Raw genomic sequence first — 15422 nt, 5'->3', positions numbered from 1 at the left:
GAGGTCCCCGTGGATCCTCTGCTGAACGGATTGCAGGAGGCGGGACAGGCCGTTCTCGGCCTGCTTTCTATGCCTTATTTATATATCGCGGTATTGCTGGTTTGGTGGCACGCGAGCCAGGGTGTGACGCTGCAACGGAGATTGTTCCACGTCCGGTTGTACGGCTCCTTGTACCTGGTCCTCATCCGGCTGGGGGCAGGCGCCGTTGTGGGTCTTGCGCTTTCCGCAGCGGGACTCGGAGCGGGCGCCGCGTTGTCGCCCGAGACCTTGCTGTGCGTGTGGGCGGCGATGCTTGTGCTCGCGTTGTTCCGGCTGCGCTATATTTGCCTGGCTTATGCCGCGGGAGCGCTGGGATTGCTGCAAGCGATCCTTTCCTGGACAGTCCCGGCCGATCAAACGAGCGGATTCGCGCTGGAAGCATTGCAGGCGATCGACGACATCGATGTACCGGGACTCCTGTTCTTGGCGGGCTTGCTGCATGTCGCGGAAGGGTTCCTCGTCCGCGTGCAAGGCGCGAAAACGGCCATTCCGCTGTTCCTGGAAGGAAAACGGGGCAAACCGGTCGGCGCGTACGCCTTGTCCGGCGCATGGCCTATCCCGCTGCTGTGGCTGGTACCGTCATCGGGCGGAGACGGATTTTCGCTGCCGTGGGCGCCGCTTTTCGGCAGTGCCGCCGCGGATATGGCTTTGTGGACGTTTATGGCGTTCCCCGTCGTGATCGGATTCAGCGACCGGACGGAGACTTTCTGGCCGGAGCGAAAGGCGAAGGACGCCGGCAATCAACTGATTTATTACGGGATCGTGCTTGCCGCGTTGGCTGCAGGGGCCATCTATTGGCCGCCTCTCGCCGTGGCGGCATCCATTGCGGCTTTCGGCTTGCATGAGGCTCTCGTGTTCTTCAGCCGCTTCCGGGAAGCGGGACGCCACCCGCTTTACGCACAGGACGGCACCGGCGTCAAGATCCTGGCGGTACTGCCCGGAACCCCGGCCGCTGAAATGGGGCTGATGGCCGGCGAAACGATCCGCAAGGTCAACGGAAGCACAACCCGTACCAAAGAGGATCTGCACGCGGCACTTCAGCGGCAATCGGCGTTTTGCAAAATGGAAGTGGCGAATCGCGAAGGACACGTGAAATTCCTGCAGCGCGCCCGCTACGCCGGGGAGCATCACCAGCTCGGCCTGGTGCTCGCGCCGGATGAGTCGGCGGACTTCGTCGCCACACCGAGGTCGGCGTCCCTGTGGCAAAACCTGCGCAGCGCCGGTGCGCGCCGACGCGCGGGCCTGGCGTTCGCCCGGTCGGAATCGATGGCTGCGAATGCGGAGCAAGCGGCCGCAGAAGGTACCGACGCTGCGTCGGAAGCAGCGGTCATTGAGCCGGAAACGCCGCCGATGCCTCAGCCGGATCCGGGCCTGCCGCCCAGAAGCGCGAAAAAATGAGTAAAAAGCCCGTGAGCATAACCGCTCACGGGCTTTCTTCATGCCATTTCAAACCTTCTTGCTTTGGCGCGCGAACAGCAAATACGAGTAAACCATCGGCACGATCGCGCTCAATGCGGCGCACGAGATCAGAATGGCGGCGGCCGCGTAGGCGTTCACGAACCAGCAGCAAACGAACATGATCAAGCCCGCGATCACCCACATTCTCGCGCCGAAACGGTGGGTCAATCTCCAGTTGTTGTCGTCCATCAGCGTCCATGGGGTGCGGATGCCGAAGAAGAAGTTGCTGCGGACTTGGCCGAGACGGTTTCCGATTACGAACCAGAGCACGCCGAGGCCGCCGAGCAGGATGTTAATCGCCGGAATGTGGTAGCCCAAGTTCGTGAAAATCATCATCAGGAATACGCCCAGCATGAACAGGGACAGAGCCCACCGGAACAGGTCGAAGAAGCCGTCGAACCAAGCATAATTCGCTTTGCGCGGATCGGCGAACTGAAGCGCCTTCATCAGAAGGGGGAGCCCGATCAACAACACGGCGGTGAGCAGCCAGAAGCCCCACTTGGGCATCGTGCCGTCCTGCTCGCCTGCGACGTTGTAATGGGAGCCGACGACGTCGGGCAGGCTTCCGTTGAAAACCGCGAACAATACGATGAATGCCGCCACATTAAAACCGATTAACCAAACGTCCCTGCGCGTCCAGATTTTTTTGTTTTCCGTCGTTGTGGTCATGAGTCATTCTCCTTTGGTCCCATCATGCCGAGAAACCAACCCATGACTTCCTGCATGACGGTAAGGTTGAGGGAGTATAAAATGTTCTGGCCTTGCCTTTCGTCCTGCACCAGCCGGGCCTGCTTCAAAATGTTGAGATGATGCGAAATGCTCGGCTTGGAGATGGAGAAGCTGTCGGCGATTTCGCCGGCGGTCAGGTCGCGCTCTTTGAGCAGTTGGATGATTTTCCTGCGGGTCGGGTCCGACAGCGCCTTGAACGACTCGTTCATCCGGGAAATCACCTCCTTGGGTCCATATCTTTCGATATTTAGATAATATTCTAATTATCGAATTATTGTCAATGAAAAACCGCCCAACCTGGATTGGCGAGCGGCTCGATAAGGGTTAACTATTCATGAGGCGGAAGATTGACTCCATAAATAAAGGGCGATTCCCGCAACCGCGAGGCAGCCGAGCGTGAAGAAAGCGATCTTCACCGCGCTGCGGGGAACCCGTCCGGATACGGTGCCGGTTTGGCCGTTGACCATATACCGGTATGGCTTGGTCTTGTACGTGTAGGCGGCATTCCAGACAGGGAGCAGCAGATGCTTGTAGGTGATGTCCGAGTATTGGGTCCGGATGCTCAGGTTGCGGAGCTCGTCGCCGCCGATCTCGCGGCGGATTTCCGTTTCCAGCACGGAATCGGCCTTGTCCCGTGCCCGCTGCCAGCCTTCCCGGCGGGAGACTGAGTATCGCTCGGCGATGAATCCGCTCAAATATTCCGGCCTGTAGCCGTTCAGCTTGCTTAAATCGAAATCGCCGAGCTTCTCCAGCAGGGCGTCGTCGTAGTGGCCGGATGCCGGAATCAGGATGTCGTCGAAGCCGCGCCCATAGTCTCCGTGGGTCCAATGCCAGACGGTATAGCGCTCCGTTTCGGTATACGTTTCCGTTTTTCCGTTGACGGTTCGGGTCTTCGTCACCGTGCGGTAATGGTAAACGCCGACTTCCGCGGAGTAGACGGAGTAAGTTTCGGCGTCGTAGGTCCAATAAGGAATATAAATGCCGTTAAGATTCGCTTTGACGTCCTGCTTCTTGAAATCGTTCGGCAGGAACCAGCGTTTTTTCTTCCACTTCTTGAACAGCGCCGCGGCCTCGTCCCGGGAAGTCCGGAACGGAATGACCGATTCCGGCCGAATGGTGCCGGGATTTCCCTGAGGCAGTACCTTGGGCGAGCCGCAGAAGACGCATGTCGTCGCAGTCTGGCCGGCTGGGATCAACGTTTCCCCGCCGCAGCTTTCGCAGTGGATCGCCTGCTGCTCCGTGCCCCAATCGGTTTGTTCCGCTTCATCCCCGCCGTCTTCATCGAATTCATGCTCCCGCGGCTGACCCGCGAGATTTTCGATGCTTTGCTCCGCTCCGCAATACCGGCATTTCAAACCCTGCGAAGCCGTATCGAATTGCATCTGGCCGCCGCACCCCGAGCAAGGGAAGCCGACGGGAGCGGCCGTTACCGCTTGCGCACCGATCGCCATCGCCCGTTACACCTTCGTTCCGCAGCTGGAGCAGAACTTCGCGCCGGGCGATAGCTGGCCGCCGCATTCCGAGCAAAACTTCTTCTCCGTCCCGGGAGCGGCGCCTGAAGCCGATTGCGAGGCTGCGGCTGCGGGTTGCTGCGCGTTCATCGCTTGCGCGAACATTTGGCCCATCGCCATGCCGGCACCGAGGCCGGCTCCCGTTCCGGCAGCGCCGCCGTCCGGATTGTTCGCGGCTTCGCGGAGCGCCTCCGCGGCTTGGTATTTCATATATTGGTCGAGATTGCCGGCGATGTTCATCGACGATTTGCGGTCGATCATTTTCTCGACTTCTTCCGGCAGCGAAAGGTTTTCGACGTTCAGGTCGGTCAGTTCAAGTCCGATGGCATTGAAACGCGGCTGCAGCCGTTCTCGCGCCTGCACGCCGATTTCATCATAGGAGCTGGACAGGTCCGCGACCGGAATTTTCGTTTCGCCGAGAAGGTCGCTCAGTCCCGAAACGATCATGCTTTTGAGATAGCCGGCGATGCTGTCGAGCGAGAAGTCCTGCCTCGTACCGTAAATTTCAGGAAGGAAAACGGCCGGGTCCTTAATTCGGAACGCATAAACGCCGAAGCCGCGCAGCCGGACCATGCCGAACTCGGGGTCCCTCATGATGACCGGGTTCGTCGTTCCCCATTTCATGTCCGAGAAGATCGCGGTACTGACGAAGAACACGTCCGCCTTGAAAGGGGAGTTGAACAGGTGCTTCCAGGAACGCAGCGCCGTCAGCACCGGCAGGTTTTGCGTGCTGAGCGTATAACGGCCGGGTCCGAACACGTCGGCGATTTTGCCTTCGTCGAGGAATATGGCTGCCTGCGATTCCCGCACGGTCAGCTGGGCTCCCATTTTGATGGCGTTGTCGTATGCCGGGAACCGGTACACGATCTCGCCGGATTCGCCGAGCCACTCGATGACTTCGATGAATTGGCCTTTCATGAATGAAAAAAGTCCCATCCGTCTTCCTCCAATATAGCCAGAATGAACCATTCACTAAATAAATTCATTATACGTCAATGTGCCAAAAATCGGGTAGTGGAGGAGACCCCTCTTTTTTGACGCTCTTTATGGAAAAAGGTATAATCAATGGGAACACACATTCGTCAACGAGATGGGCTTCGCGCTCACTCCTCATAGAGAGTAATCCACGTTAGGTGCACCAAAAGAAATGCGAATATTGGAGGTTTTGCCGCTTATGGCGAACGCGAATTTGCTGGATAAGAAATTCAAGCTCGTATCGGAGTATTCCCCGCAGGGCGACCAGCCGGAAGCGATCCGCCAGCTGGCGGAAGGGATCGTGGAAGGCAAGCGGTATCAGACGCTGCTCGGCGCCACCGGCACGGGCAAAACCTTCACAATCGCGCAGACGATCGCGAAGGTGAACAAGCCTACGCTGGTCATCGCTCACAACAAGACACTGGCGGCCCAACTGTGCAGCGAGTTCCAGGAGTTTTTCCCGGAAAACGCGGTCACGTACTTCGTCAGTTACTACGATTACTATCAGCCGGAAGCCTATATTCCTTCTTCGGATACCTACATTGAGAAGGATTCCAGCATCAACGACGAGATCGATAAGCTGCGCCACAGCGCCACGTCCTCGCTGTTCGAGCGGCGGGACGTCATCATCGTGGCGAGCGTGTCCTGCATCTACGGCTTGGGTTCTCCGGAAGAATACAGGGATTTGCGGCTTAGCCTGCGGGTCGGCATGGAACGGTCGCGTAACGATATCCTGCATAAGCTCGTCGATATCCAATACCAGCGGAACGACTTGAACTTCGTCCGCGGGACGTTCCGGGTGCGGGGCGACGTCATCGAGATTTTCCCGGTCTCGCGGGGCGACCAGGCGATCCGTGTGGAGCTGTTCGGCGACGAAATCGAACGGATAACCGAAATCGACGTGCTCACGGGCGAGATCGTCGGCGAACGGGACCATGTGTCCATCTTCCCGGCGTCCCACTTCGTGACCGCAGAAGAGAAAATGAAGGTCGCGCTCGTGAACATCGAGCGGGAGCTCGAGGAACGGCTCGCGGAGCTCCGCGAGGCCGGCAAGCTGCTGGAAGCGCAGCGCCTGGAGCAACGAACGCGTTACGATCTGGAGATGATGGCCGAAATGGGCTTCTGCTCCGGCATCGAGAACTATTCCGGCCCGTTGACCTTCCGCGAGCGGGGCGCGACGCCGTATACGCTGATGGACTTTTTCCCCGACGATTTCCTTGTCGTCATCGACGAGTCGCACGTCACATTGCCGCAAGTCCGCGCGATGTACAACGGGGACCGTGCGCGCAAGGAAGTGCTGGTCGACCATGGATTCCGCCTGCCGTCCGCACTCGACAACCGGCCGCTGCGATTTGAGGAGTTCGAGGAAAAGGCCAAGCAGTTCGTCTACGTTTCCGCGACGCCGGGACCGTACGAGCTCGAGCATTGCCCCACGATGGTGCAACAGATCATCCGGCCGACCGGCTTGCTCGATCCGGTGATCGAGGTACGCCCGACCAAGGGGCAGATCGACGACCTGCTCGGCGAAATCCGGCAGCGGATCGCCAAGGACGAGCGCGTGCTCGTGACGACGCTGACGAAGAAAATGGCCGAGGACCTGACGGACTATCTCAAAGACGTCGGCATCAAAGTCCAGTACCTGCACTCCGACGTCAAAACGCTGGAGCGGATGGCGATCCTGCGCGACTTGCGGCTCGGCACGTTCGACGTGCTGGTCGGGATTAACCTGCTCCGCGAAGGTTTGGACTTGCCGGAAGTATCTTTGGTAGCGATCCTGGACGCCGACAAGGAAGGGTTCCTGCGCGCGGAGCGGTCGCTCATCCAGACGATCGGCCGGGCCGCGCGGAACGCGGACGGACGCGTCATCATGTACGGCGACAAAATCACGGATTCGATGGAGAAGGCGATCACGGAGACCCAGCGCCGGCGCACGATCCAGATGGCTTACAACGAGAAGCACGGCATTACGCCGCAGACGATCCAGAAGAAGGTCCGGGACGTTATCGAGGCGACGAAGGTCGCGGAACAGAAAGCCGGCTATTTGACCGGCGCCGAGAACCTGCAGAAGATGTCCAAAAAGGATCGCCAGTCGATGATCGAACGGCTGGAGCACGAGATGAAGGACGCGGCGAAAAACCTCCAGTTCGAACGCGCCGCCGAGCTTCGCGACGCTTTGCTGGAGCTCAAGGCCAGCATGTCCTGAGTTTCTTAGTCGATCCGATACAGAAAGGAGCGGTTGGCCATGTCCGAACGTGCGCCGTTTGACGGCATGCATCCCGTCCTTGCCGCTTGGTTCGCAGCCACGTTCGGCCAACCGACGGACGTGCAGCGGAGGTCTTGGGACGCGATCACTTCCGGCAGCCACGCTCTGATCGCGGCGCCGACCGGCTCCGGCAAAACGCTGGCGGCGCTGCTTCCCTGCCTGAACCGCCTTCTGACGGAGAAAGAGGAAGGCGGAGCGGAAACAGCAAGGAAAGGCGTCCGGATTTTGTACGTAACGCCTTTGAAGGCGCTGAACAACGACATCCATCACCACGTGCTCGGGTTCGTGGACGAGCTCGAACTCGTTGCGAAGGAATCCGGCGGGCATTGGCCGGGGATCCGCAGCGCCGTCAGGACGGGCGATACGAAACCGTCGGAGCGGACCGCTATGCTGCGCCGGCCGCCTGACCTGCTCGTCACGACGCCGGAGTCGCTCTATATCCTGTTAACTTCGGAGAGGGGCCGGGAGATGCTGTCCGCGGTCCGCCAAGTGATCGTGGACGAAATCCACGATTTGGCTGCGGACAAGCGGGGCTCCCACCTGTCTCTCTCTTTGGAGAGGCTGGAAGAAACGTGCGGAGCCGCCGTGCAGCGGATCGGCGTGTCCGCGACGCAGAAACCGCTGGAGCGGGTGGCGCGATATTTGGGCGGTTGGGAGGAAACGGAGGCATCGGCGGGAAGACCGGTCGACGGTAACGCAGACGCAGACGTGTCTCTATACGCAGAAGGCTTCGTCCACCCCTTGGGCTATCGCCCAAGGCCGGTGCGAATCGTGGAGAGCGACATGGTCAAGTCTTATTCGATCATGGCCTGCATTCCGGACCAGAACCGGCAGCTTCAAACGCGCGACGCGGCTGTTTGGCTGCCGCTGCTTGACCTGTTGACGGAGCTGATGACGGGCAGCCGCTCCGTGCTCATTTACGTGAACAGCCGCCGCTTATGCGAGCGGCTTTGTTTGCGTCTGAACGACCACGCCGGCTACGAGATGGCTCGGGCCCACCACGGCAGCATGTCGCGGGAATGGCGCCTCGAAGTGGAACGGATGCTGAAGGCCGGCGAGCTTCGCTGCATCGTCGCGACTTCGTCGCTGGAGCTCGGAATCGACGTGGGCCATGTCGATTTCGTCATCCAGATCGACCCTCCGCCGGAGGCGGCCGCGGGCATTCAGCGCGTCGGACGCGCCGGACACTCCGTCGGCGATACGAGCCGGGGGGCGATCATCGCCCGTTACAAGGGCGCGCTTCCCGACATCGCCGTCCTGAGCCGCATGATCGCGGAGAGGGATATCGAGGAGATCGTCGTCCCCCGCGACGCTTTGGACGTGTTGTCCCAGCAGACGGTAGCGATGGTGGCGGAGCGGGAGCGCACGGTCTCCGGCGTGTATCGGCTGATCGCGCGAAGCGACAGCTATCGGGCGTTTCCCCGCGAACGGCTGGAATCCATTCTGGAGGTTCTGTCCGGCTTTTATCCGTTTGTCCGGCCGCTGCTCGATTGGGATCGCGAGACGGGCCGCCTGATGCGGCGGGCGAATTCCGCGATGGCGGCCGTTACGGGAGCGGGCACGATCCCGCAGAGCTCGGCGTATCCGGTGCATCATGCGGAAAGCCGGGCGCAGATCGGCGAGCTGGACGAAGAATTCATCCACGAGTCCCGAGTGGGGGACGTCGTGCAGCTCGGGTCGCAAGCCTGGACGCTCACGGACATCCGGCACGACAGAGTATACGCGACGGAAGCCGGCAACCGTTTCAGCGAAATCCCGTTCTGGCGGAACGAGTCCCCGGCGCGTTCCTATGAACTCGGCGCCCGAATCGCCTCGTTCCAGAGGGAACTGGAGGAGCGGCTGCAACGGCCGGACGAGGAAACCGTGCAATGGCTCGAACGCGGTTACGGGATGGATGCCCGAGCGGCGACGGAGCTGATCGGGTTTCTCCGGTCGCAGCAGGCGGTCAGCCGTATTCCGACCGATCGCCGGATCGTCGTTGAACACTACCGGGACGCGGCGAATCAGAAGCACGTGATCCTGCACAACCATTTTGGGCGCAAGGTCAACCGCACCTGGCTGCTGGCCATCGAGCGCCAGTTCGAGGGCACGCTTCCTTACCGGGTCTACGGCAACGCGAAGGACAATGGCATCGAGCTCGTGTTTTCGGAATGGGACGTTTCCTGGCTGCACATGATTTGGCAAGTGACGGCCGCGAACGCGGAACGCCTGCTCGCCGAAGCGTTGACGGGTTCGCCGCTGCTCGCGGTTTCTTTCCGGAGAATCGCGGAAACCTCGCTGCTTCTCTCCCGAAGCTTCACGCGGGTTCCCTTGTGGCAGAAACGTCTCCGCGGCGCGGAGCTGCTCAAGAGCGCGCTCCCGTACGCCGAGCGTTTTCCGGTTTTCCAAGAAGCGATGCGCGAAGCCCAACAAGAGTTTCTCGATCTTCCCCGACTGCAAGACATCCTGGAGCGAATCGCGGACGGCCGAATCGATGTCGTCGTCCAGGAAACGGAATTCCCGTCTCCGCTCGCCTCGCAGTTCATATTCGAATACGTGAACATGCGGATGTATGAAGGGGACGGCCTCGACGAATCGGTCCAACTGCAGCTGCTGCAGCTCAGCAAATCGACCGCCGGGCAATTGTTCAAGCCGGAAGAGGGGCTGCAGGCCGTCGACCCCGGCGTGCTGGAAGAAGAGGGACGCAAGCTGGAAGAGCCGGAAGCCGAGCTTCGGCATGCGGAAGATTTGCTCCGGCTCCTGAAGAAAAGAGGAGACCTGGCCGAAGAGGAGATTGTCCGCTTGGCCGGCGGCCAGTCGCGCGCGTGGCTGGAGGAACTGAAGGAGCGGCGGAGGGTCGCCGAAATCCGGTTCGGAGCCGATACCTCGCCGAGGTGGATTTCCTCCGACGAACGGGAGGTATACGACGCATTCCCGTGCACGCCGGAATCGGTCGCGTTCGTGGCCGGGCGTTTCGCGGACAATCGTCTCTCGTTCACGGAAGAGGAATTGATGCAGCGATATCCGAACCTGTCTGCCGGGGAAGCGGCTTCCGTCGCGGAAATGCTGTTGCAGCAGGGGAGGACCGAGCAGGCGCCGTTCGCGGCAGACGCTTCGGAACGTATTTGGTCCAGCCGCAAGGTCGCCGAGCGGCTCGTCCGGCTCTCCATCGGCAAGGTCAGGCGAAGTCTCGAGCCGGTTGACGCTTCGCGCTGGCTGGGCGATTTGCTGCGAAGACAGCTTGTGCTGTCCGGAGGACAAGATGCGAGGGACCGCCGTGGAGAGGAAGGCCTGCTGGCGGTCATCGATACGCTGCAGGGATTGTTTTTACCGCTGTCCCATTGGGAAACGATCGTCTTTCCGTCCAGGCTTCCGGATTACCGCAAGGAAACGCTGGACCTGCTCTGCGCTTCCGGCCAGGTTATCTGGGTCGGCCGCAAGGACGGGGAGGACAAGGAAGGCAAAGTCGCCTTCTTCATTGCCGACAACAAGGCGCTGTATGAGCCGTGGTTGAAGCCGGCGGCACAGGAAGAGTCGCGTCATCCGGAATTGCTGGAACGTTTGCGCTTGGGCGGTGCCCGGTTCTTGACCCGGCTCAGCCAAGAGACGGGAAGGCTTCCTTCCGAGGTGCTGTCCGACCTCCTCGATCTCGTTTGGGAAGGGCAAGTGTCCAACGACCAGTTCGCTCCTCTTCGGCAATCCGGCAAGTCCAAAGGTAAAGACGGATTCCTCAAGTCCGGCTCCGGCTTGGGACGCTGGTATTGGACAGGTTCGCTTCTGACGGACTCAAGCGAGGAGGCGGCCGGATCACCGGGCGGTCTGAAGGAGGACTCTCCGCTCGTGCGGTGGGTTCATCATCTTTTGCAGACTTACGGCGTATTGACCAAGGAGCTGGCGGCGAAAACGTGCCCTTATGACTGGGATACTCTGCTCCCCGTGTTGAAAAAGCTGGAAGAGTGGGGTGCGGTGACGCGCGGGATGTTCATTAAGGATCTTCACTTGCTGCAATTCACCACCCGCGAACTTGCGGAGGAAATCCGCAAACCGCTTCCGACGACTCCGTCCGAGTCGGTCACGCTGCTGTCTGCCGTCGACCCCGCCAACCCCTTTGGCCAAGCGGTGGAATGGCCGCCAGTCGAGGGTGCGTCCTTCGCCAGGAAGCCGGGCAACTACCTGGTTCTGCAGGGAGACCGATGGCTCTACTGGATCGAAAATGGGGGCAAGCGGATCTTCGCGTTGAACGGAACGGAAGACGCGGAATCGCAACGGCAAGAGCAGCGCGCCGGAGAGTGGAAGGCCATTTTCTCCCTGCTGCTTAAGCGCCAGGGACTATCCAAAATTACCGTGGAAAAATGGAACGGAGTCGACGCGTCGGCATCGGATGCCGGAGAAATGCTGCGTTCGCTGGGCGCGGAAAGGGATCGGAACCGCTTCGTCCTGTGGCCGAGCCAGCTGCGCTGACCGCGTTCTCGCGGTTCGAGATTTTCCGGTAAGGATTTACATCTCAGCATTTGCAAGGAAGGCCGCAGTCCAGTATAATCTATGGGAACACACATTCCTATCGGATGAACGACCGCGGCCGGCATTTTGAGCGCCCCGCCGCCCCGTCGGAAAGGGGCTATTTTCATTGGCCAACGAGAGTATCGTCATCAAAGGCGCGAGAGCGCATAACCTCAAAAATATCGACGTCACGATCCCCCGGGATAAATTCGTCGTGCTGACCGGCCTGTCCGGTTCCGGCAAATCGTCCCTCGCTTTCGACACGATTTACGCGGAAGGGCAGCGCCGTTACGTGGAATCTCTGTCGGCTTATGCGCGGCAATTCCTCGGACAGATGGACAAACCGGATGTCGACTCGATCGAGGGATTGTCCCCGGCGATTTCCATCGACCAGAAAACGACGAGCCGCAACCCTCGCTCGACCGTCGGCACCGTCACGGAAATTTACGACTACCTGCGTCTGCTGTTTGCCCGCGTGGGCAAGCCTCACTGCCCGGACCACGGCGTGGAGATCACCTCCCAGACCGTGGAGCAGATGGTCGACCGCATCATGGAATTCCCGGAGCGCACGCGCTTGCAAATTCTCGCTCCGATCGTCTCCGGACGCAAGGGCGAACATCAGAAGCTGCTGGCCGATATCCAGAAGCAAGGATTCGTTCGGGTCCGCGTGAACGGAGAAATCCGCGATCTCTCTGAGAAGATTGAATTGGAGAAAAATAAGAAGCACTCGGTCGAGGTCGTCGTCGACCGGATCGTCGTGAAGGAAGACGTTGCCGCCCGGCTGGCGGACTCCCTGGAGACGGCGCTTAAGCTGTCCGACGGCCAAGTCATCGTGGACGTGATCGACAAGGAAGAGCTGCTGTTCAACTCCAAGCTCGCCTGCCCGATTTGCGGCTTCTCCATCGACGAGCTGGCGCCCCGGATGTTCTCCTTCAACTCGCCGTTCGGCGCCTGTCCGGAATGCGACGGGCTCGGCGCGAAGATGGTCATCGATCCCGAACTGCTCGTCCCCGACCGCTCGAAGAGCATCGACGACGGCGCGTTCGAGGCTTGGGCCGGCAGCACGTCTAACTACTATCCGCAGTTTTTGGCGGCGGTGTGCGCCCATTACGGCATCAAGACGGACGTCCCCGTGGAGAAGCTCTCCGACAAGGAGATGCAGATCATTCTTTATGGGACGGGAGGAGAACGGGTCCGGTTCCGCTACGAGAACGAATTCGGCCATACGCGCGACGCCCAAGTGCCGTTCGAAGGCGTCGTGCACAACCTGGAGCGCCGCTACCGCGAGACCGGCTCGGAAGGCATCCGCGAATTTATTGAGGGTTATATGAGCGCGAAGCCTTGCGGCAAGTGCAAAGGCCAGCGCCTGAAGAGAGAGTCGCTTGCCGTGACGGTCGGCGGAGAAAATATCGCGCATGTGACTTCGCTGTCGATCGGCGACGCCTCCGACTTCTTCGACCGCCTGGATTTGAACGAGAAAGAGAAGGCGATCGCCAACCTGATCTTGAAGGAAATCAACAGCCGGCTCGGGTTCCTGGTGAACGTCGGCCTCAATTATTTGACCCTGTCGCGGGCCGCCGGCACCCTGTCGGGCGGGGAAGCCCAGCGCATCCGGCTCGCCACGCAGATCGGCTCGAGCCTGATGGGCGTCCTCTACATCCTCGACGAGCCGAGCATCGGGCTTCATCAACGCGATAACGATCGGCTGATCCGCACGCTCGAGCATATGCGCGACCTCGGAAACACGCTGATCGTCGTCGAGCACGACGAGGATACGATGCTGGCGGCAGACTACATCATCGACATCGGACCCGGCGCGGGCATCCACGGCGGCCAGGTCATTTCGCAAGGAACGCCGAAGGAAGTCATGGATGATGAGAAGTCGCTGACCGGCGCCTATTTGAGCGGTCGCAAGTTCATTCCGGTACCGCTCGAACGCCGCAAGCTCAGCGGCAAATGGCTGGAAGTGAAAGGCGCGAAGGAGAACAACCTCAAAAACCTGAACGCCAAATTCCCGCTCGGCGTTTTCACCGCGGTGACGGGCGTGTCGGGATCCGGCAAATCCACGCTCGTGAACGAGATTCTCTACAAGACGCTGGCGCGCGATTTGAACAAGGCGAAGGTCCGTCCCGGCGAGTACAAGGAGTTCCTCGGCCTGGAGCATCTGGAGAAAGTCATCGACATCGACCAATCGCCGATCGGCCGGACGCCGAGATCCAACCCGGCGACTTATACCGGCGTATTCGATGATATTCGCGGCGTTTTCGAGATGACGAACGAGGCGAAAGTCCGCGGCTACAAGAAAGGCCGCTTCAGCTTTAACGTCAAGGGCGGCAGATGCGAAGCCTGCAAAGGCGACGGCATCATCAAAATCGAAATGCACTTCCTGCCGGACGTCTACGTGCCTTGCGAAGTCTGCAAAGGCAAACGCTACAACCGCGAGACGCTGGAGGTCAAATACAAAGGCAAAAGCATCGCCGAGGTGCTGGAGCTGACGATCGAGGACGCGACGGAGTTTTTCGTGAACATTCCGCGCATCCATCGCAAGCTGCAGACGCTCATGGACGTCGGCCTCGGCTACATGAACCTGGGGCAGCCGGCCACGACGCTGTCCGGCGGCGAAGCTCAGCGCGTGAAGCTGGCGGCCGAATTGTACCGCCGCAGTACCGGCAAAACGCTGTACATCCTCGACGAGCCGACGACCGGCCTTCACGTCGACGATATCGACCGCCTTCTGCAAGTGCTGCATCGATTGGTCGATTCCGGTGAAAGCGTGCTGGTCATCGAGCATAACCTCGACGTCATCAAGACCGCCGATTACCTGGTCGACTTGGGACCGGAAGGCGGCAGCGGCGGAGGCACGATCGTGGCCACCGGTACGCCGGAGGAAGTCGCCAAAAACCCGAAATCGTACACCGGCAAATACCTCGCGCCGATCCTGGAGCGGGATCGTGCCCGCACCGAGGCATCGCTCGCCAAGGTATAAGATCAGCAAACTCACCCCCTCACAGATAGGGGGTGAGTTTGCGTTATCCGAACGAAAAGGGAGGAAGACCTTATGCAAATGCCTGATACGTTGGCTCAAACGATTCGGAGCGTCTACGGGGAAGAAGGGGAAGCGTGGCTTGCCGCGTTTCCGTCCCTCGTTCAGAAATGCGAAAGCAAATGGTCATTGCGCCTGGAAGAACCGACATTTCCGCTCTCCTTTAACTTCGTGGCTCCGGTTCGGTTCGAGGACGGGCGGGAAGCCGTTCTGAAGCTGTGCGTCCCCTCCAAGGAAAGCCGCTCGGAGATCGCCGCGCTTCGTTGGTTCGATGGGAAGGGCGCCGTGCGGCTACTGGAGGCTGAACCCGACGAGGGGATTCTCTTGATGGAGAGAGTTCGACCGGGATTGACCCTGCATACGGTCCGGGATGAGGAATCGGCCGTGAAGGCGGCCGCCGAGGTGATGGCCAAACTTCACGGCACGGCCCCTGCAAAAACGGATTCGCTCCTTACCGTCGAAGGTTGGTTTGGAGGATACGCGCGGCTCCGCGACCGTTTCGACGGGGGAACGGGACCGTTGCCGGAACAATCGGTCCGCTTGGCGGAGGAGAGATACGAAGCGCTCAGGGAAAATCCGACCCCTCACTATCTCCTTCACGGGGACCTTCACCACGGCAATCTTTTGTCGGCAGACCGGGAGCCCTGGCTGGCGATCGATCCGAAAGGCGTGATCGGGGAAGCGGAATACGAACCTTGTTCCTTCCTCATGAACGCGATCGACGAATCCGATCCGCTGGAACAAATCCGCCGCAGGGTCGCCTTATTTTCGGAGTCGTTAGGGCTAGACCCGCGCCGCATCCTGCAATGGGCGTATTGCCACGCCGTTCTCTCCGCCTGGTGGTGCATCGAGGACGGCGTCGGCGGAGCAGACCGCCAGATCGGCCTCGCTGTTCATATGAATGAGGCCCTCGAGACCCTATAAC

9 protein-coding genes are annotated in these 15422 nt (G+C 60.2%); 5 read left to right on the top strand and 4 right to left on the bottom strand.

Features of this window, described 5'->3' with window-relative positions:
* Positions 1-9 precede the first annotated feature (9 nt).
* Positions 10-1437: a PDZ domain-containing protein gene (locus EAV92_RS17010; RefSeq protein WP_123042194.1), complete on the top strand. Its 1428-nt coding sequence runs from the start codon at positions 10-12 to the stop codon at positions 1435-1437.
* 48 nt (positions 1438-1485) lie between these two features.
* Here EAV92_RS17010 and EAV92_RS17005 read toward each other — a convergent pair whose 3' ends face one another.
* From EAV92_RS17005 to EAV92_RS16990, 4 genes are all read right to left on the bottom strand, one after another.
* The gene (locus EAV92_RS17005; protein ID WP_123042193.1) at positions 1486-2166 is read right to left on the bottom strand and encodes an SdpI family protein; all 681 of its coding nucleotides are present in this window, start codon (positions 2164-2166) and stop codon (positions 1486-1488) included.
* Positions 2163-2435 carry an autorepressor SdpR family transcription factor gene (locus EAV92_RS17000; RefSeq protein WP_123042192.1) on the bottom strand — a complete coding sequence of 91 codons (273 nt, stop codon included), beginning with the start codon at positions 2433-2435 and terminating at the stop codon, positions 2163-2165. The genes EAV92_RS17005 and EAV92_RS17000 overlap by 4 nt, the downstream gene beginning before the upstream one ends.
* 123 nt (positions 2436-2558) lie before the next feature.
* The gene (locus tag EAV92_RS16995; protein WP_123042191.1) at positions 2559-3677 is read right to left on the bottom strand and encodes a TFIIB-type zinc ribbon-containing protein; all 1119 of its coding nucleotides are present in this window, start codon (positions 3675-3677) and stop codon (positions 2559-2561) included.
* A gap of 6 nt (positions 3678-3683) precedes the next feature.
* On the bottom strand, positions 3684-4673 hold the full coding sequence (locus EAV92_RS16990) for an SPFH domain-containing protein (protein ID WP_123042190.1): 990 nt from the start codon (positions 4671-4673) through the stop codon (positions 3684-3686).
* A 238-nt stretch (positions 4674-4911) separates the two neighbouring features.
* Here EAV92_RS16990 and uvrB point away from each other — a divergent pair, with 238 nt between their 5' ends.
* The 4 genes from uvrB (at position 4912) to EAV92_RS16970 (ending at position 15421) form a co-directional block, all read left to right on the top strand.
* Positions 4912-6915 (top strand): excinuclease ABC subunit UvrB, encoded by a 2004-nt coding sequence (gene uvrB / locus EAV92_RS16985; protein ID WP_123042189.1) that lies wholly within the window; start codon positions 4912-4914, stop codon positions 6913-6915.
* A gap of 39 nt (positions 6916-6954) precedes the next feature.
* On the top strand, positions 6955-11415 hold the full coding sequence (locus EAV92_RS16980; RefSeq protein WP_123042188.1) for a DEAD/DEAH box helicase: 4461 nt from the start codon (positions 6955-6957) through the stop codon (positions 11413-11415).
* A gap of 166 nt (positions 11416-11581) precedes the next feature.
* Positions 11582-14440 (top strand): excinuclease ABC subunit UvrA, encoded by a 2859-nt coding sequence (uvrA, locus tag EAV92_RS16975; protein WP_123042187.1) that lies wholly within the window; start codon positions 11582-11584, stop codon positions 14438-14440.
* A 72-nt stretch (positions 14441-14512) separates the two neighbouring features.
* Positions 14513-15421 carry an aminoglycoside phosphotransferase family protein gene (locus EAV92_RS16970; protein WP_123042186.1) on the top strand — a complete coding sequence of 303 codons (909 nt, stop codon included), beginning with the start codon at positions 14513-14515 and terminating at the stop codon, positions 15419-15421.
* Position 15422: the final 1 nt, after the last annotated feature.

Source organism: Cohnella candidum (assembly GCF_003713065.1).
Lineage (GTDB): Bacteria > Bacillota > Bacilli > Paenibacillales > Paenibacillaceae > Cohnella > Cohnella candidum.
Note: the sequence above shows the minus strand (reverse complement) of the source record. Positions and strands in the feature narration are given on the sequence as shown.